Genomic DNA, 16844 nt, shown 5'->3' with positions numbered 1-16844 from the left:
CTGAGCGCACGCAGCCCCGCGACCCTCGTGGACCACCGAGCCACCACCGACGAGACCGCTCTCCGGCGCCGTCGCGACCGCGCCCCGGCCTGTCGGCGGTGGACCGGCCTCGGGTACCTTCCGCCGGGAATGCGGGCCTCCGCCCGCTCCGCTGGAGGAGACGCCGTGAAGACCCGGGACCTCGCCTACATCGCCCTCTTCGCCGCCATCATCGCGGTGCTCGGGACCCTGCCCGCCATCAACGTCGGTCCGGTGCCGATCACGGCGCAGACCCTCGGCGTCATGCTCGCCGGCAGCGTGCTGGGCGCCCGCCGCGGCTTCCTCGCCGTGCTGCTCTTCCTCGTCCTGGTCGCGGTCGGGCTGCCGTTGCTGGCCAGCGGCGCCGGCGGCCTGGCGCCCTTCGCCGGGGCCTCGGCCGGGTACCTGTTCAGCTGGCCGCTCGCCGCCGCCGTCATCGGCTGGCTGACCGAGCGCACCTGGGACCGCTACAACGTCGCCCTCGGCATGCTGGCCAACGTCCTCGGCGGCATCGTCGTCATCTACGCGGTCGGCGTCCCGGTGCTCAAGGTCGTCGCCGGCCTGCCCTGGGAGACCGCGCTGTGGAGCGGCGCCGCCGTCTTCGTCCCCGGCGACCTGGTCAAGGCCTTCGCCGCGGCGGCCATCGCCGACGTCGTCCGGCGCAGCTACCCGGTGATCGAGCGACCACGACGGGCCGTCGGCACCCGGTGAGGTTCCGTCGTCCCGGTGCCGCCGGCACCGACGTCGACGTCGCCGACCCGACCCGCGGCATCGAGCTGCGGGGGGTCGGGCACCGGTACGGCGACCGGGTGGTGCTCGACGGCATCGACCTCACGCTCGGCGAGCAGCGGGTCGGGGTGATCGGCGCCAACGGGTCGGGCAAGAGCACCTTCGCCCGGCTGCTCAACGGGCTGGTGGTGCCCAGCGAGGGCCAGGTGCTCGTCGACGGGCTGGACACCCGCACCCAGGTGCGTGCGGTCCGTCGCCGGGTGGGCTTCGTGTTCCAGGACCCCGACGCGCAGATCGTGCACCCGACCGTCGCCGAGGACGTCGCCTACGGGCTGGAGAACCAGGCCGTGCCGGCCGAGGAGCGCGCCGTCCGCGTCGCCGAGGTGCTCGCCCGCCACGGACTCGCCGGGCACGCCGACCACCCGGCCCACCTGCTCTCCGGCGGGCAGAAGCAACTCCTGGCCATCGCCGGCGTGCTGGTGATGCGGCCGGCTCGCATCGTCTTCGACGAGCCGACGACCCTGCTCGACCTGGTCAACGCCCGCCGGATCGCCGAGCTGGTCGCCGGGCTCGAGCAGCAGGTCGTCGTGGTGACCCACCAGCTCGACCTGCTCGACGGCTTCGACCGGGTGCTGGTCATCGACCGCGGCCGGGTCGTCGAGGATGCCGCTCCGGGCCCGGCCGTGGCCGCCTACCGCACGCTGATGGCCGACCGGTGACCCTGGCGCTCTACGTCCCGCGCAGCAGCGCGGTCCACCGGCTGCCGGCCGGGGTCAAGCTGCTGGGCCTGGCCGTCCTCGCCGTCCTGCTCTTCGCCCTGCCGACGCTCACCGCGGCCGGCGCGGCACTGGCCGGGGTGCTCGCCGTGGGGTTGCTCGTGGCCCGGTTGCCGGTCGCCGTCCTGGCCCGGCAGGCCCGCGCGGTGCGCTGGTGGCTGCTGGCGCTGCTCGTCGTGCACGCGCTGACCACCGACGTGCGCACCGGCGCGCACGTCAGCCTCCGGCTGCTGACGCTGGTGCTGGCCGCGGCGGTGGTGACGGCGACGACCCGAGTGAACGCGATGGTGGCGGTGGTCGAGTGGCTGTGCGCGCCGCTGCGGCTGGTCGGCGTCCGGCCGGCGCGGGTGGGGCTGGCCATCACCATGGCGTTGCGGTTCATCCCGGTGCTGATCGAGCGCACCGACCGCATCCGGGCCGCCCAGGCGGCCCGTGGTGGTCAGCCTCGCGGGCTGCGTGCGCTGCGGACGACGATCGCCCCGCTGCTGGTGCAGGTGCTGCAGATGGCCCACGACGTGAGCGAGGCGCTCGACGCCCGCGGGGCCGACGACGTCCCCCCGCCGCGCCGCCGGCGCTCCCCCGTCCTGGAGGCCCCGTGACCGAGCCCGGCACCCTGCACGAGATCTGGCGCACCCCGGTGGCGGCCGGGCTGATGCAGCGGGTGCCCGCCGCGTGGTTGCTGGCCGGGCGGGGGTTGGACGGCGACCGCTACGCCCTCGGCGGCGGCACTTGGGCGCAGTACCCGGACCTGGAGAAGCAGGTGACGCTCATCGATCGGGAGGACGTCGCCGCCGTCGCCGCCGAGGCGGGCGTGCCGCTGACGCCCGGCGAGACCCGCCGCAACCTCGTGACGGCCGGCGTGGACCTGCCCGCGCTGGTCGGTCACTGGTTCGCGGTCGGGGACGCCCTGCTGTTCGGCATGAAGCGCTGCCCGCCCTGCGCCCACCTCGAGCGGCTGACCGGGGCCCGGCTGGTGAAGCCGATGGTCCGCCGCGGCGGCATCAACGCGGCCGTCTTCGGCGGGGCGGAGATCGCCGAGGGCGCCGTCGTCCGGCCGGTGTCGGAGGAGGAGGCCGCCCGGCGGGGGGCGCCGACCGGTACCGGCCGTCCGGAGCCTCGGATGCTCCCCCTCCCCGACTGACGCCGCGGCCTGCGCGCCCTGGGGCGAGGAGGCAGGGCGCCGTGGGGGTCAGGCCGCGGGCTCGTCCAGGTAGCGGCTGAGGAAGGTCTTCTCCTCCGGGTTGAGCCGACGGGGCCGGTCCAGCGCGAAGTCGAAGGTCACCAGCAGGGTGCTGCCGGTGACGGCCAGCCGGCCGTGATCGAAGAGCTCGTAGTGGCAGGTGAACGCGGCCGCCCGGACGCCGGAGACCCAGATCTGCACCTGGAGCGGCTCGGCGTCGTAGAGGACCGGCCGCTTGTAGGCGATCTCGTGCGACGCGACCACGATCCCCCGGCGCAGGCCGGTCTTCTCGTCGTGGGTGGGCTGGTCGAAGAACAGGTCCACCCGGGCCATCTCGAAGTAGCCGAGGAAGGCCACGTTGTTGATGTGCTGGTAGGCGTCCATGTCCGACCAGCGCATCGGGACGGCGACGGTGTGCCTCACACCCGTCACCCTGCCTCATGGCCCGCCGCCGTCCGCACCGCCCCTGTTCCGTACCGGGCCGTGCAGGCCTACGGTGCCGTCGTGGACCCGTGGGCGGAGACAGAGCCAGGCGTGTTGGTGCTGCCGTCAGGACGCCGCGTCCGCGGTCGTGGCCTGCGGCGACCGTTGCCCGACGGCAGCCCGCCACCGGCCTTCGGCCTGTACCTGCTGGGCCGCCCGCCGTGCCCTGTCCCGTGGACGACCCGCTGGGTGTGCTGGCCGGACTTCCGGTTGCCGACCGCTCCCGTCGACCTGCACGACGCGTTGCGCGAGCTGTGGCGGCGGGCGGACACCGAGCGGGTCGAGGTCGCCTGCTCGGGCGGCACCGGGCGCACCGGGACGGCGCTGGCCTGCCTGGCGGTCCTGGACGGGCTCCCCCCGGCCCGGGCGGTCGCCTTCGTGCGCGGCCACTACCGCAGGCACGCGGTCGAGACCCGCGGCCAGGCCCGTTTCGTCGCCAGCTTCACCGCCTGACGGAGCGCCCCCGCATCCGCTGACGAGGGGCCCGCAGACGGCGACGGCCGGCCGGAGCACGGAGCTCCGACCGGCCGTCCGGTGACGCCCGGCCCCGCTGCAGGGGCCCGCGCCGAGGTACGAGGCGTGGGGGGCAGCGGGGTCCTTCCTCAGTCCCGCGTGAGCTTCCGGTAGGTGGCGCGGTGCGGGCGGGCGGCGTCCTGGCCGAGCCGCTCGACCTTGTTCTTCTCGTAGTCGTCGAAGTTGCCCTCGAACCAGAACCACTTCGAGTCGCCCTCATAGGCCAGGATGTGCGTCGCCACCCGGTCCAGGAACCAGCGGTCGTGGCTCACCACCACGGCGCAGCCGGGGAACTCCAGGAGCGCGCCCTCCAGGCTGGTCAGGGTCTCGGTGTCCAGGTCGTTGGTGGGCTCGTCGAGCAGCAGCAGGTTGCCGCCCTGCTTGAGGGTCAGCGCCAGGTTCAGCCGGTTGCGCTCACCGCCGGAGAGCACGCCGGCCTTCTTCTGCTGGTCCGGGCCCTTGAACCCGAACGCGGAGACGTAGGCGCGGGAGGGCATCTCGACGTTGCCGACCTTGATGTGGTCCAGACCGTCGGAGACGACCTCCCACAGGCTCTTCGCCGGGTCGATGCCGCTGCGGTCCTGCGCGACGTAGGCGACCTTGACCGTCTCGCCGATCTTGATGTCGCCGTCGTCGGGCTTGTCCTCGCCGACCAGCATCTTGAACAGCGTGGTCTTGCCGACGCCGTTGGGCCCCACCACGCCGACGATGCCGTTGCGCGGCAGCGTGAAGGAGAGGTCGTCGATCAGCACCCGGTCGCCGAAGCCCTTGGTGAGGTCCTTGGTCTCGATGACCACGTTGCCCAGCCGCGGGCCCGGCGGGATCTGGATCTCCTCGAAGTCCAGCTTGCGGAACTTGTCGGCCTCGGTGGCCATCTCCTCGTAGCGGGCCAGCCGCGCCTTGCTCTTCGCCTGGCGGGCCTTCGCGCCGGAGCGGACCCACTCCAGCTCGTCCTTCAGCCGCTTGGCGCGCTTGGCGTCCTTGGCGCCCTCGACCTTGAGCCGGGTCTGCTTGGTCTCCAGGTAGGTGGAGTAGTTGCCCTCGTAGGGGTAGGCCCGGCCGCGGTCGAGCTCGAGGATCCACTGGGCGACGTTGTCCAGGAAGTACCGGTCGTGGGTGACGGCGACGACGGTGCCGGCGTACTTCTCCAGGTGCTGCTCCAGCCACGCGACGCTCTCCGCGTCCAGGTGGTTGGTGGGCTCGTCGAGCAGCAGCAGGTCGGGGGCCTCCAGCAGCAGCTTGCACAGCGCCACGCGGCGGCGCTCACCACCGGAGAGCACCCGGACGTCGGCGTCGCCGGGCGGGCAGCGCAGCGCGTCCATGGCCTGCTCGATGCGGTTGTCGAGCTCCCAGCCGTCGGCGTTCTCGATGACCTCCATGAGCTCGCCCTGCTCGGCCATCAGCGCGTCGAAGTCGGCGTCGGGCTCGCCCATGGCGGCGCTGACCTCCTCGAAGCGGGTGAGCGCCGCGCGGAGGTCCTTCACCGCCTCCTCGACGTTGCCGCGGACGTCGAGGTCCTCGTTCAGCGGCGGCTCCTGCTCGAGGATGCCGACCGAGGCGCCGGGGGCCAGCACGGTGTCCCCGTTGGAGGCGGTCTCCATGCCGGCCATGATCTTCAGGACGGTCGACTTGCCGGCACCGTTGGGGCCGACGACACCGATCTTCGCGCCGGGCAGGAACGCCAGCGTCACGTCGTCGAGGATCACCTTGTCGCCGTGCGCCTTGCGCGCACGGACCATCGAGTAGATGTACTGGGCCACTGAGTGGGAGCCTTCCGTCAGGTCGCGAGTGGGGGCGGGGCGGGGCGGCCGTGCTCGGCGGGCACCGGCCCCGCCCCCTGCGTTCTCAGCTCCGATCCTCCCAGCCGGGGAGGCTCACGTCAGCGCCGGGACCGCCGGCTCCTCGGACGTGACCTCGGAGTCTGTGCTGTGCAACGTCTCCGACCCCCCGGTGTAGTCCGTGGCCCGGTGGGCGTACGGGTCCTCGGTCGGCGGCGCGTCCTCGCCCGGCTCCTGCGGGGAGGCGAGCCCGGCGGACCGGTCGACGCGCGGCGGCCGGGTGAAGTCCGACCACCCACGGGCCAGGTTCAGCCCGACCGCGGTGGCCTTGATCCGGTTGGCGCTGCGCCGCCCGGCCTCGCTCTCCCAGGACTCGGTCGACAGGTTGCCGACGACGACGACCGGGTCGCCCTTGGTGACGCTGCGGGCGACGTTGCCGCCCAGCTCGTTCCAGCAGGCCACGTCGATCCAGAGCGTGGCGCCATCGACGAAGCCCTTGGTCTCCTCGTCCCAGCGGCGGGACGTGGACGCCATCCGGAAGTTGGTCACCGACCCGTTGCTGGTGCGGTGCTGGCGCGGGACGTCGACCACGTTGCCGACGACGTGCAGAGGGGTGTCGTTCACGGTGCTCCTCAGGGTGCGGTCCCCGGCGACCTGCCGGGCTGTGACCACCGTGGAGCGCAGCGGCGCCCCCGGACAGGCGTGCCGCCGGACTGTGGACGCGCCCGCTCGCTGTGGACGACCGACGCCGACCGGTCGGGGCCGACCGGTAGGCACCCGCGACGCCACCCCCGGTCCCGGCACGGCGACCGGGGTCCGATGCGATGATCTGGCCGCGAGCGCCCGTAGCTCAGTGGATAGAGCAGGTGCCTTCTAAGCACTTGGTCGCAGGTTCGATCCCTGCCGGGCGCGCCACTGGCTCCCCCCGTCCCCGGTGTACGCGGGCGCCGGCTCGCCCGATCAGCCGGCTGGACACAGTCGGTCGGCGGGGCGCAGACCGCGCACCCCGCCGACCGACTCAGTCGTCGCGACCGGACGACTCCTAGTCGTCGTCCTCCTCCTCGTCGACCATGCCGCCGTCCTCGACCACGCCGGAGTCCTCGACGCCCTCCTCGTCACCACCGCAGGCGGTCATGGTGAACGACGCAGCGGCGATGGCGACGCCGGCGGCCGCGGAGCGCCACCGGTTGCGGCGTGCGGGCAGGGAGATGCTGGTCATCGTTCTCCTCGTGGTCGATCGGCCGGGGCCGACTCGGATGTGGGCATGGCCGACATGCCCGGCGTCCCGCGGTCCCAACCCCGGACCACCGCCGTCGTCAGGACGCGGCGCGGTTCGGCGGACCCGGCTCAGCTCGGGCCGGACGGTCAGCCTGCGCAGGGCGTCTCGGCGCCCGGGTCAGGGAAGCGTCCGGAAGGTGCCCGAGGCGACCACCGTCCGGTCCGTCCCGGTCTCCAGTTGGTAGTAGTAGGACCTGTCCGGGGAGAGGCTGCTGTTGATGGACAGCGGGACGACGTCGTTGCTGGTCGTGCGGTAGGTGTAGAAGCCGGTCTGCGAGCCGAACGGTGAGGCGGAGACCCGGAGGGTGGTCCGCGACGTGTTCGGGGGGACGTAAGCGGACACGGTCACGCCGATGCGGCTCGGGGTGACGGTGTGCTCCCACGGCTGCGGGCTGGCCGCGGGCTCGGACCCGGCGATCGGGGTGGCGTGCCGGTTGAGGACGCCCTCGATGATGGTGCCGAACTGACCGTTGCGGGCGTGGCCGACCCCGGCCGGGTGCTCGTGCGACGTCTGGAAACCGCGGTCGGCGTACCAGGCCTCGCCGACCTTGGCCCCGTAGGGACCGTTCAGCGAGTTCAGGCCACCAGGCGCGGACCCGTTGGTGTCGGTGTCCAGCTCGCCGGTGTCCCAGTGCATGTGCACGTTGGCCTTGAGCGACGCGGGGAACGCGTCCGCGGCGACCGCGGGTGCGCCACCCCCGCCGATCACGATGGTCCCGCCGCCGGTGAGGAGCTCCGAGTGCCGGGGGAACAGGAACCGGGTCGTCAGCTGCGCCCCGGTGCTGTACCCGCCCAGCCACACGCGGTCCCGGTCGATGTCGTACTGGCCGTAGACGGAGTCGATCAGCGCGGCCAGGTGGTCGGCGTACCCGGTCGGGTCGCCCCGCTCCCAGCACTGGCAGGCGCGGTTGGGGCTGGAGGGCACCAGCAGGACCATGTTGTTCCGCTTCGCCACGGCGACGACCCCGTTGACCCCACCCAGTGAGTAGCTGGCCGACGGGTTCTCGAACCCGTACTCGCCGGTGCCGTCGGCGTAGACGAGCAGCCCGACCGGCTGGGAAGGGTCGATCCCGGCCGCGTACAGGTGGTGCTGGGCGGTGTACCCGGCGCCGGTGAACGTCTGGAACGTGCGGTCGGTGAGCGGGCCGCCTGATCCGCCGGTCGGGGCGGCGACAGCGGGTGTGGCGGTGGCGGTGGCGGTGGCGGTGGCGAACAGCGCGACCAGCGCTGCCAGCACGATGCGGGACGGGCGCACGAGGGCTCCAAGCGCGTTGAGGGGTTCGGACATCTCGCCGACGGGGGTGCGTGGACGACCCGTCTGTTTCACGGTTGATGTCACAGGCCGGTCACAGCCTGCGGGGTCGGCGCGAGGCACGCCCGGGGAAGCCGAGAGAGTCTTCTCACCGTTCAGCCGCCGGCTGCTCACCGCACCCGGCCGCGAGCGAGCGGGTCCGGCTGGTCGGTACGTCGGTCGATAGCCTGCCCCGCCATGGGCCTCTTCGGGACGTTCACCTACAGCGACGGCACCTGGACCAGCCCGGACGCCCGCCGCGAGCCGTACCTGGTCATCGACGTCCACGACAGCGACATCGCGACCATCGACTACCGGCCGAGCGGGGACGGCGGCGGCCGGTGCCACCTCGGGTTCCAGCCGCGCGTCTACTTCGAGGACCCGACCGCGAGCGCGCCGGTGGACAACGACGCCGAGGCCCGCGGGCTCGCCCACTGGGCACGGCTGGCGACCGGGCGGGAGGTCGACCCCCGGGACGTGGCGGCGTTGCTGGCCCCGGACGACGAGGACGACGACCCCGAGGACCTCTTCGTCGAGGAGACCGTGCGTCGGCTGCTCGAGCTCACCGGCGTCCCGGTGCCGGAGGAGCTGACCGGGGAGGTGTCACCCCTCGAGGAGTGACACCCCCCGACGCGCTGCCGGCGACGAGGTGACGCGGACGGGGCACCTCGGACCACCTGCCGGCGGCCTACGCTTTCCCGCATGTCCGCTCCCCAGATCCCATCCGAGACCGGGCCGGATCACCCCAGTCGGATGCAGGACGACCTGGGGGACGTGATGGGCCGGATCGCCCGCACCCTGCAGCAGGAACACGGCGACGTGGACCGCACGCTGGCGTCGATCACCGCCGCCGCGGTCGACACGGTGCCGGGCACGGACATGGCCAGCATCAGCCTGGTCATCCGCCGCCGCGTCGAGCCACAGGCCGCCACCAGCGAGCAGGCCCGGCAGATCGACGCCCTGCAGTCCGAGTTCGACGAGGGGCCCTGCCTGGACGCCCTCCGCGAGGAGCAGACCGTCCGGGTCGACGACCTCGCCAGCGAGTCCCGCTGGCCGCGCTTCGCCGGCGAGGCCGCCCGGCGGGGAGCCGGCAGCATGCTGAGCTTCCAGCTGTTCACCGAGGGGGACAACCTGGGCGCCCTGAACCTCTACGCCCAGAAGCCGCACTCCTTCGACGCCGAGTCGGAGTCCGTGGGGCAGATCTTCGCCTCGCACGCCGCCATCGCACTGTCCGCGGCGTGGCAGGAGTCGAACCTGCGCAGCGCCATGGACAACCGCGACCTGATCGGCCAGGCCAAGGGCATCCTGATGGAGCGCCACCGGCTGACCGCGGCACAGGCCTTCGAGCTGCTGGTGCGGGCGTCGTCCCACACCAACCGCAAGCTGTTCGACGTCGCCGAGGAGCTGACCAGCACCGGGGCCATGACGATCGACTGACCGTCGGCCGTCAGCCCGCGGCGCGCTCCGCCGGAGGGGTCCAGCCGATCGCCGGGGCGACGTGCCTGGCCACCGTCTCCAGCAGGTACGCGTTGTACTCCACGCCCAGCATGTTGGGCACGGTCAGCAGCAGGGTGTCGGCGTCCCGGACGGCGGCGTCCTTGGCCAGCTCCTCGGCCAGCTGGTCGGGCTCGCCGACGTAGCTCTTGCCGAACCGGGCCCGCACGCCGTCCAGGATGCCGACCTGGTCGTCACCGCCCCGGCCCGAACCGAAGTACTCCCGGTCGAGGTCGCTGGTGATCGGCAGCACGCTGCGGCTGACCGAGACCCGCGGTTCGTGCGCCCAGCCGGCCTCGGCCCAGGCCGCGCGGTACAGCTCGATCTGCTCGGCCTGCAGCTGGTCGAAGGGCACCCCGGTGTCCTCCGAGAGCAGCGTGGAGCTCATCAGGTTCATCCCCTGCCGCCCGGTCCAGACCGCGGTCTGCCGGGTACCCGACCCCCACCAGATCCGCTGCCGCAGCCCCGGGGACTGCGGCTGGACGGCGAGCCGCCCGGACGCGCCACCGGTCATCCGCGGGTCGGCGTCCACGACGGTCTCGCCGCTGATGGCCGCGAGGAACAGCGCCGTCTTCCGCCGGGCCAGGTCGGCGTCGCTGCGGCCGTCGTCCGGCACGTGGCCGAACGCCTCCGAGCCGCGCAGCGCCGTCTCCGGTGAACCGCGGCTGACGCCCAGCTGCAGCCGTTCACCGCTGAGCAGGTCGGCGGCGGCGGCCTCCTCGGCCATGTAGAGCGGGTTCTCGTACCGCATGTCGATGACGCCGGTGCCCAGCTCGATCCGGCTGGTGCGCATGGCCATGGCGGTCAGCAACGGGAAGGGGGAGGCCAGCTGCCGGGCGAAGTGGTGCACCCGCACGTAGGCGCCGTCGAGGCCCAGGTCCTCGGCGGCCACCGCGAGCTCGACGCTCTGCACGAGCGCGTCCCGCCCGGTCCGCACCTGCGAGCCGGGGATGGACTGCCAGTGCCCGAAGGACAGGAAACCGATCCGCTTGTCCACTGCACTCACCTCTCATCGTCTGCACTGCGGCGAGCGTCGGCGGGGCCGGGGGTGTTCCCCGGACCCACGGTGGGATGACCTGGAGCGGTGCGTGCGTTGCCGGATGTGTCCAGGGTCATAACCAACGGAGGAGCAGGCATGCGCGCGACCGTCGAGGACACCGTCATCGCCGAGGCACCCGAGTCCGAGCTCGTCCGCATCGAGGGCAACTGGTACTTCCCGCCGTCGGCCGTCACGGCCGGCTCGCTCACCGAGAGCCCGACGGCCTACACCTGCCCGTGGAAGGGGCCGGCACAGTACTTCGACGTGGTCACGCCCGCGGGCACCCGCAAGGACGGCGCCTGGAGCTACCCCGACCTCAAGCCGTCCGCGGTCGACCGGGTCGGCAAGGACTTCGCCGGCTACGTCGCCTTCTCCCGGGAGGTCACCATCGCCGAGTGACACGCCGCGGGCGGGGTCGGTGTGTCACAGCGGGCCGGCGGGACGACTGAGGCCGACCGGTCACGGAAAGTGACGGCACGAACACAATCGACCCGTGCAGGTTCCCCGGCTGGGGGCGGGGCATGGTCCAGGCTGTCCGGGTGACCATCCCCGCCCCCGAGTCGCCAGGCGCCCCCGGGCCCGCCGGCGCTGCCGGGCGACGACTGAGCGCGGCCGACGTGCTGCTGGCCGACCGCGGCCAGCTCTTCCGCGCCCTCTTCCTGTCCGCGCCCGTCGCCAAGGCCGTCGTCGACCCGGACGGCCGGCTGCTCGTCGTCAACTCGGCGATGTGCGAGCTGACCGGCCGGACCTCCGGCGAGCTCGTCGGCCGGCACCTGGACCTGCTCACCCACCCCGACGACGTCCCCCTGGAGGACCGCGCGGCCGAGCACGTGCCCGGCACCCCGCTGCTGGACCCCCAGCTGCAGGTCGTCGGCGAGCGCCGGTTGCGCCGTGCGGACGGCAGCAGCATCTGGGCGATGCAGACCCAGGAGCTCGTCCACCACAGCAACGGCGAGCCGCAGTTCGTGCTGCTCACCCTGGTCGACGTGACCGACCGCCGCCGGGTCGAGGACGACCTGGTCCGCCGCACCTTCACCGACCCGTTGACCGGGCTGCCCAACCGGCGGGCCCTCACCGAGCGGCTGCAGCGCGCCCTGGCCGCGTCCGGCCGACGCGGCACGCTGGTCGGGCTGCTGCACCTGGACCTGGACCGCTTCACCGCCGTGAACGACTCCCTGGGCCACGAGGGCGGCGACCAGCTGCTCTGCCAGGTCGCCGACCGGCTGCGCTGGAGCACCCGGGTGGAGGACACCGCCGTCCGCTTCGGGGCCGACGAGTTCCTCGTCCTCGCCGAGGACGTCGAGGACGTCGAGGGGCTGCACACCCTGGCCGACCGCCTGCTCGGCGTGCTCGACGAGCCCTTCCACGTGCTCGACCGCGAGGTGACCCTGTCGGCCAGCGTCGGCATGACGCTGGGCTCCGACCTCGCCCCCGAGGCCCTGCTGCGCCAGGCGCACAGTGCGCTCGCCCGGGCCAAGGCCAGCGGCGGCCGGGGCCGGATCGAGGTGCACGACGAGGCGCTCGGCGAGGGCTACGTCGACCAGCTGCAGCTGGAGACCGACCTCCGGCACGCGCTGGAGGCCGGCGAGCTGCGGCTGTTCTACCAACCGATCGTCGCGCTGTCCGACGAGCACCTGCTGGGCTACGAGGCGCTCATCCGCTGGCAGCACCCGACCCGCGGTCTGCTGCCCCCCGGCGCGTTCCTGTCCGCGGCCGAGGACAACCGGCTCACCTCCCGGCTGGGCGCCTGGGTGCTGCACCAGGCCTGCTGGGACGCCGCCGGCTGGGACCCCTCCCTCCGGGTGCACGTGAACATCTCCGCCCGGCACCTGGCCGAGCCGGGCTTCAGCGAGCTCGTCGCCGACGCCCTGGCCGAGTCGGGGCTGGCGCCGGACCGGCTGGAGCTGGAGATCACCGAGTCGACCGCGCTGTTCGCCGCGGACGCGACGCTGCACGCCGTCGACACGGTGACCGAGACGGGCGTGACCCTGGCGCTGGACGACTTCGGCACCGGCTACTCCGCGATCACCGCGCTGCACCGGCTGCCCATCCACACCCTGAAGATCGACCGTTCCTTCGTCGCCGACATCGTCGCCCAGCCGGCCACCGCGGCCCTGGTGCAGGGCCTGCTCCAGCTCGGTCAGGGCATGGGCCTGCAGGTGATCGCCGAGGGCATCGAGGACGGCGAGCAGGCCCGCTGGCTGCGCGAGCACGGCTGCGCGATGGCCCAGGGCTACGCCTTCGGCCGGCCCGCCCCGCTGCCGGCCCGCGAGCTCGACGAGTACCCGGCACCCCTGCGGCTCGGTGACCTCGACGACCCGCCGGTGCACCCGACGCCCGACCCGGCCCCGGCAGCCGGTGACAGCTCCGCTGCCGAGTCCCAGCCGGAGTGGTCCGGATCGGACGACGACGAGACCGGACCCGGGTTCGACCTGGGCGCCGCGCTCGCCGAGCAGGACCTCGACGGGCCCGGCCCGGCCGTGGGCAGCGCCGCCGTCCCCCAGCTCGACTCCTTCGAGCTCCCGGGGACCACGACGGAGCCCCCGTCCACGCCGTCGGCCGATGCCCCGGCGCGCGACGAGGTCCCCGAGGCGGGGCCACCGCAGGGCGACTCCTTCGACCCGGGCGTCTTCCGGCCCTCCAGCGCGCTGCTGGAACTGCGTGCGCTGCTGGCCGCCAACGGTGCCCCCGACGCCCCGGGCGTCCCCGGGCCGCGGGAGCCCGCGGAGCTGGGCGACCTGCGGGCGCTGACCGCCGACCCGACCGACCTCTCCGGGCTGCGCCCGTGGCTGGAGTCCTTCCAGCAACGGCTGGGCCTGGACACCGGCGACCTGCCGGAGGTCGGCCGCAGCTGACCCGGGGAACGGACCTGCGCGTCCGTCCCCCGGGTCAGGAGTCCTCTCTCCGGCTCAGGAGTCCGGCACGGCGACGACGCCGGCTCGCAACGGGAGCGCGTCGGGTCGCTTGGCCGCCCGCCCGTCGCCCGAGGACTCACCGCGCAACCGGCGTCCGATCCAGGGCAGGACGAACCCGCGCACCCAGGCCAGTTCCTGCCCGACCACCTCCCACACCGGCAGCGGCGGCGCCGGGTCCAGCGGCGTGCGCCAGTCCGTGTGGTCGCCGGCCACCGGGACGCCCAGCGCGGCCGCGGCGGCCAGCGCCGTCCGTCGGTGTCCCTCGGCCGTCAGGTGGATCCGGTCGCCCGGGTCCCACATCCGGGCGTCCTGGACCCAGGAGGCGCCCCACTGGTCCAGCACGACGGCGCCCTGCCGAGCGGCGATCGACCACAGGTGGGTGTTGAAGACCGCGACCCGGCCCCGGGTGCGGCGGATGATCGGCGTCTGCCGTGGGTCCACGCCGGTGGCCAGCAGCACGTCGGCACCGGCCGCGCGGAGGGAGACGACGGCGGACTCCAGGTCCGCGGCCAGCTGGTCGGGGTCGGCGCCCGGGCGCAGCAGGTCGTTGCCACCGGCGACCAGGCTCACCAGGTCCGGTCGGGAGGCGAGCGCGACCGGCACCTGCTCGGTCAGCACCTGCGCCAGCAGCCGGCCGCGGACGGCGAGGTTCGCGTACTCCACGGTGCCCGACGGCGAGGCCGCGGCCAGGTGCTCGGCGAGCCGGTCGGCCCAGCCCCGGAAGGAGTCCGGCGTCCCGGGCTCGGGGTCGCTGAGGCCCTCGGTGAAGGAGTCCCCCAGCGCGATGTACCGCTGCCACGTCCGACGATCACTGCCCGGTTGCACGTCCCCTACTGCACCACGCCCCTCCGGGCGCCAGGGTGACGGGGTCCGGCCGGCCCCGGCTGCCCCGTTGCCCTGAGGCCGCCCGGCTCAGCCGACCTCGTCGCCGGGCCCGCGGGCGCCCTGCGGAGCGCGCGCCGGGCCGGTGCCCGGGGCCGGCACCCCGCCCGGTGTCCGGCGGCGCAGCTCCTCGGGCAGCAACTCCACCAGCTCCTCCGGCAGCAGCGGCAGGTCCAGCAGCGAGAGCTTGACCCGGCTGCGGTCGGCGGCCAGCCAGTCGTCCAGCCGCACCAGCAGCCCGGCGTCCGCGCGGGCCTCGACGTGCAGCTCGTCCCCCGGCCCGAGGCGACCGACCACCAGGCCGTCCACCTCCACGGCCGGGCGGCCGGCGGTCTCCGGCAGCGCCAGGTGCAGCGGCTCGTGCAGCCCCAGCACCACGGTGCGGTCGATGCCGTTCAGCGGCGCCGACGGGGTGACGAGCACGCCCGCGGCCCCGGGGGACATCACCGGACCGCCGGCGGCGAAGTTGTAGGCCGTCGACCCCATCGGGGTGGCGATGATCAGCGCGTCGCTGCGGTAGTGGCCGTAGCGGCGGCCGGCCACCGACAGGGTCGCGTCGACCATGCCCTCCCCCGGCACCCGGGCCAGGACGACGTCGTTGAACGCCACGGTCTCCCAGCCCGGCCCCCGCACCACCAGGCAGCTGCGCGACTCCAGCGTCGAGCGGCCCTCGGCCAGCGCGGTGAGCGCCCCGTCCAGCTCCTGGCCCTCGACCTCGGTGAGGAAGCCCAGCCGGCCGAAGTTGACGCCCAACACCGGGACGGGGTCGGCGACCACCATCCGCATCGCGCCGAGCAGCGTGCCGTCACCGCCCAGGGCGATGATCCCGTCGCAGCTGCTGGCCAGTTCGGCGACGTCCACCGGCGTCACGCCGTGCAGGTGCAGCCGCTCGACGTCCGCCGCCGCGGCGACCAGCTCCACCCCGTGCGTCGTGGTCCAGGCCAGCACCTGGGCCACCGCGCCGACGCAGTCGCGGTACGGGTGGAGCACGAGGCCGATCCGGCTGCCATCGTGCACCCGTCAGCCCCGGTAGGTCTCGAGCAGGCGCAGCCAGATCTCGCTGATCGTCGGGTAGGACGGGACGGCGTGCCAGAGCCGGCTGATCGGCACCTCGCCGACCACCGCGATCGTCGCCGAGTGCAGCAGCTCGGCCACGCCGGCGCCGACGAACGTGACGCCGAGCAGCACCTCGCGCTGGGTGTCCACCACGGCGATCGCCGTCCCGGCGTAGCCGTCGGCGAAGAGCGAGGCGCCGGCGATGCTGCCGATCGGGTACTCCACGACCCGGTGCGGGACGCCGGCGTCGACGGCCTGGGCGGCGGTCATCCCGACCGCCGCCACCTGCGGGTCGGTGAACACCACGCTCGGCGTCGCCCGGCGGTCGGCGGTGGCGACGAACGGCGACCAGTCGGCCAGGTCGACCTGCTCGCCGCGCGCCCGGGCGACGATCGCGGCGCCGGCCTGGCGCGCCTGGTACTTGCCCATGTGGGTCAGCTGCTGGCGGCCGTTGACGTCGCCGACGCCGTAGAGCCACGGGAGGCCGGGCACCTGCAGCGATTCGTCGACGTCCAGGTACCCGCCCGGCTCCAGGCCGACCGTGTCCAGCCCGATCTCGTCGGTGTTGGCGGCGCGGCCGGTGGCCACCAGCACCTCGTCGCCGCGGAACTCGCCGTCGGCGGTCGTGAGCACCACGTCGCCGCCGTCCTCCCGCCGGGCCGAGCGCGCCTCGCTGCCCAGCCGGACGTCGACGCCCATCGCCCGCAGCGACGCCTCGACCGCCTCCCCGGCGGCCGGCTCCAGGGCCGGCAGCAGCCGGCCCCCGCGCTGCAGCAGGGTCACCGAGGAGCCCAGCTGCTGCCAGGCGGTGGCCATCTCGCTGCCGACGTAGCCGCCGCCGAGCACCAGCAGCCGGCCCGGTGCCTCCTTGGCGCTGGTTGCCTCCCGCGGGGTCCACGGCTGCACGTCGGCGAGACCCTCGACCGGCGGGACGGCGCCCCGGGACCCGGTGCAGACGGCGACGGCGTGCCGGGCGGTGAGCACCAGCTCCGTGCCGTCGTCCTGGGCCACGACGACCCGCTTCTCCCCCGCCAGCCGCCCGTGCCCGCGCACCAGGGCGATCCCGGCGCTCTCGACCCACTGCGCCTGGCCGGCGTCGTCCCAGTGGCTGGTGAAGCCGTCCCGGCGGGCGAGGGTGGCGGCGACGTCCTGCTCGCCGGTGACCGCGGCTGCGGCGCCGGAGACGGCGCGGGCCTGGGCGAGCGCCTCGCTGCCGCGCAGCAGCGCCTTGCTGGGCATGCACGCCCAGTAGGAGCACTCGCCGCCGACCAGCTCGCTCTCCACCAGCACGGTGCTCAGCCCGCCACGGGTGGCGATGTCGGCGACGTTCTCCCCCGTCGATCCGGCGCCCAGGACGATGACGTCGAACGTCTGCTCCGCAGTGGTCACCTGGGCATTGTGGTCGACTGACC

At 74.0% G+C, this 16844-nt stretch carries 18 protein-coding genes and 1 tRNA gene; 10 read left to right on the top strand and 9 right to left on the bottom strand.

Annotated features, from left to right (window positions below):
- Positions 1 to 165: 165 nt before the first annotated feature.
- The 4 genes from O2W53_RS04805 to O2W53_RS04790 are packed head-to-tail and all read left to right on the top strand — an operon-like array spanning position 166 to position 2664.
- Entirely contained in the window at positions 166 to 729 is a 564-nt protein-coding gene (locus tag O2W53_RS04805) for a biotin transporter BioY (protein WP_269161892.1), read from the top strand.
- Positions 726 to 1466, top strand: coding sequence for an energy-coupling factor ABC transporter ATP-binding protein (locus tag O2W53_RS04800; RefSeq protein WP_269161891.1), 741 nt, complete (start codon positions 726 to 728; stop codon positions 1464 to 1466). The genes O2W53_RS04805 and O2W53_RS04800 overlap by 4 nt, the downstream gene beginning before the upstream one ends.
- The gene (locus tag O2W53_RS04795; RefSeq protein WP_269161890.1) at positions 1463 to 2122 is read left to right on the top strand and encodes an energy-coupling factor transporter transmembrane component T; all 660 of its coding nucleotides are present in this window, start codon (positions 1463 to 1465) and stop codon (positions 2120 to 2122) included. The genes O2W53_RS04800 and O2W53_RS04795 overlap by 4 nt, the downstream gene beginning before the upstream one ends.
- Positions 2119 to 2664: an MOSC domain-containing protein gene (locus O2W53_RS04790; protein ID WP_269161889.1), complete on the top strand. Its 546-nt coding sequence runs from the start codon at positions 2119 to 2121 to the stop codon at positions 2662 to 2664. The genes O2W53_RS04795 and O2W53_RS04790 overlap by 4 nt, the downstream gene beginning before the upstream one ends.
- Positions 2665 to 2712: 48 nt before the next feature.
- On the opposite strand, the gene O2W53_RS04785 is transcribed toward O2W53_RS04790, so the two are convergent.
- Complete coding sequence (locus O2W53_RS04785; protein WP_269161888.1) at positions 2713 to 3126, bottom strand: acyl-CoA thioesterase; 414 nt, start codon at positions 3124 to 3126, stop codon at positions 2713 to 2715.
- 165 nt (positions 3127 to 3291) lie between these two features.
- On the opposite strand from O2W53_RS04785, the gene O2W53_RS04780 reads away from it, so the two are divergent.
- Positions 3292 to 3639, top strand: a complete 348-nt coding sequence (locus O2W53_RS04780) for a protein-tyrosine phosphatase family protein (RefSeq protein WP_269161887.1) — start codon at positions 3292 to 3294, stop codon at positions 3637 to 3639.
- Positions 3640 to 3788: 149 nt separating this feature from the next.
- On the opposite strand, the gene ettA is transcribed toward O2W53_RS04780, so the two are convergent.
- A complete protein-coding gene (gene ettA / locus O2W53_RS04775; RefSeq protein ID WP_269161886.1) occupies positions 3789 to 5459 on the bottom strand; it encodes an energy-dependent translational throttle protein EttA in 1671 nt (556 codons plus the stop codon).
- Positions 5460 to 5573: 114 nt separating this feature from the next.
- Entirely contained in the window at positions 5574 to 6101 is a 528-nt protein-coding gene (locus tag O2W53_RS04770; protein ID WP_269161885.1) for a single-stranded DNA-binding protein, read from the bottom strand.
- 215 nt (positions 6102 to 6316) lie between these two features.
- Between O2W53_RS04770 and O2W53_RS04765 the strand changes: the two genes are divergently transcribed.
- A tRNA-Arg gene (locus O2W53_RS04765) sits at positions 6317 to 6392 on the top strand.
- 127 nt (positions 6393 to 6519) lie between these two features.
- Here the strand turns inward: O2W53_RS04765 and O2W53_RS04760 are convergent.
- Both O2W53_RS04760 and O2W53_RS04755 read right to left on the bottom strand, forming a co-directional pair.
- Complete coding sequence (locus O2W53_RS04760; protein WP_269161884.1) at positions 6520 to 6696, bottom strand: hypothetical protein; 177 nt, start codon at positions 6694 to 6696, stop codon at positions 6520 to 6522.
- A 177-nt stretch (positions 6697 to 6873) separates the two neighbouring features.
- The gene (locus O2W53_RS04755; RefSeq protein ID WP_269161883.1) at positions 6874 to 8043 is read right to left on the bottom strand and encodes a hypothetical protein; all 1170 of its coding nucleotides are present in this window, start codon (positions 8041 to 8043) and stop codon (positions 6874 to 6876) included.
- Positions 8044 to 8244: 201 nt separating this feature from the next.
- Between O2W53_RS04755 and O2W53_RS04750 the strand changes: the two genes are divergently transcribed.
- Positions 8245 to 8667 (top strand): hypothetical protein, encoded by a 423-nt coding sequence (locus O2W53_RS04750; protein ID WP_269161882.1) that lies wholly within the window; start codon positions 8245 to 8247, stop codon positions 8665 to 8667.
- An 81-nt stretch (positions 8668 to 8748) separates the two neighbouring features.
- Positions 8749 to 9483 carry a GAF and ANTAR domain-containing protein gene (locus O2W53_RS04745; protein ID WP_269161881.1) on the top strand — a complete coding sequence of 245 codons (735 nt, stop codon included), beginning with the start codon at positions 8749 to 8751 and terminating at the stop codon, positions 9481 to 9483.
- A gap of 10 nt (positions 9484 to 9493) precedes the next feature.
- On the opposite strand, the gene O2W53_RS04740 is transcribed toward O2W53_RS04745, so the two are convergent.
- On the bottom strand, positions 9494 to 10546 hold the full coding sequence (locus O2W53_RS04740; protein WP_269161880.1) for an LLM class flavin-dependent oxidoreductase: 1053 nt from the start codon (positions 10544 to 10546) through the stop codon (positions 9494 to 9496).
- A gap of 129 nt (positions 10547 to 10675) precedes the next feature.
- Here O2W53_RS04740 and O2W53_RS04735 point away from each other — a divergent pair, with 129 nt between their 5' ends.
- Complete coding sequence (locus O2W53_RS04735) at positions 10676 to 10978, top strand: DUF427 domain-containing protein (RefSeq protein ID WP_269161879.1); 303 nt, start codon at positions 10676 to 10678, stop codon at positions 10976 to 10978.
- A gap of 140 nt (positions 10979 to 11118) precedes the next feature.
- Positions 11119 to 13434: an EAL domain-containing protein gene (locus tag O2W53_RS04730; protein ID WP_269161878.1), complete on the top strand. Its 2316-nt coding sequence runs from the start codon at positions 11119 to 11121 to the stop codon at positions 13432 to 13434.
- A gap of 54 nt (positions 13435 to 13488) precedes the next feature.
- Here the strand turns inward: O2W53_RS04730 and O2W53_RS04725 are convergent, their stop codons facing one another.
- From O2W53_RS04725 to O2W53_RS04715, 3 genes are all read right to left on the bottom strand, one after another.
- Entirely contained in the window at positions 13489 to 14319 is an 831-nt protein-coding gene (locus O2W53_RS04725; protein WP_269161877.1) for an SGNH/GDSL hydrolase family protein, read from the bottom strand.
- Between the two features lie 87 nt (positions 14320 to 14406).
- Complete coding sequence (locus O2W53_RS04720) at positions 14407 to 15366, bottom strand: NAD(+)/NADH kinase (protein ID WP_269161876.1); 960 nt, start codon at positions 15364 to 15366, stop codon at positions 14407 to 14409.
- Between the two features lie 30 nt (positions 15367 to 15396).
- Entirely contained in the window at positions 15397 to 16821 is a 1425-nt protein-coding gene (locus O2W53_RS04715; protein ID WP_269161875.1) for a dihydrolipoyl dehydrogenase family protein, read from the bottom strand.
- Positions 16822 to 16844: the final 23 nt, after the last annotated feature.

Origin of the sequence: Modestobacter sp. VKM Ac-2978 (genome assembly GCF_026968025.1) — a bacterium.
Classification (GTDB): domain Bacteria; phylum Actinomycetota; class Actinomycetes; order Mycobacteriales; family Geodermatophilaceae; genus Modestobacter.
Note: the sequence above shows the minus strand (reverse complement) of the source record. Positions and strands in the feature narration are given on the sequence as shown.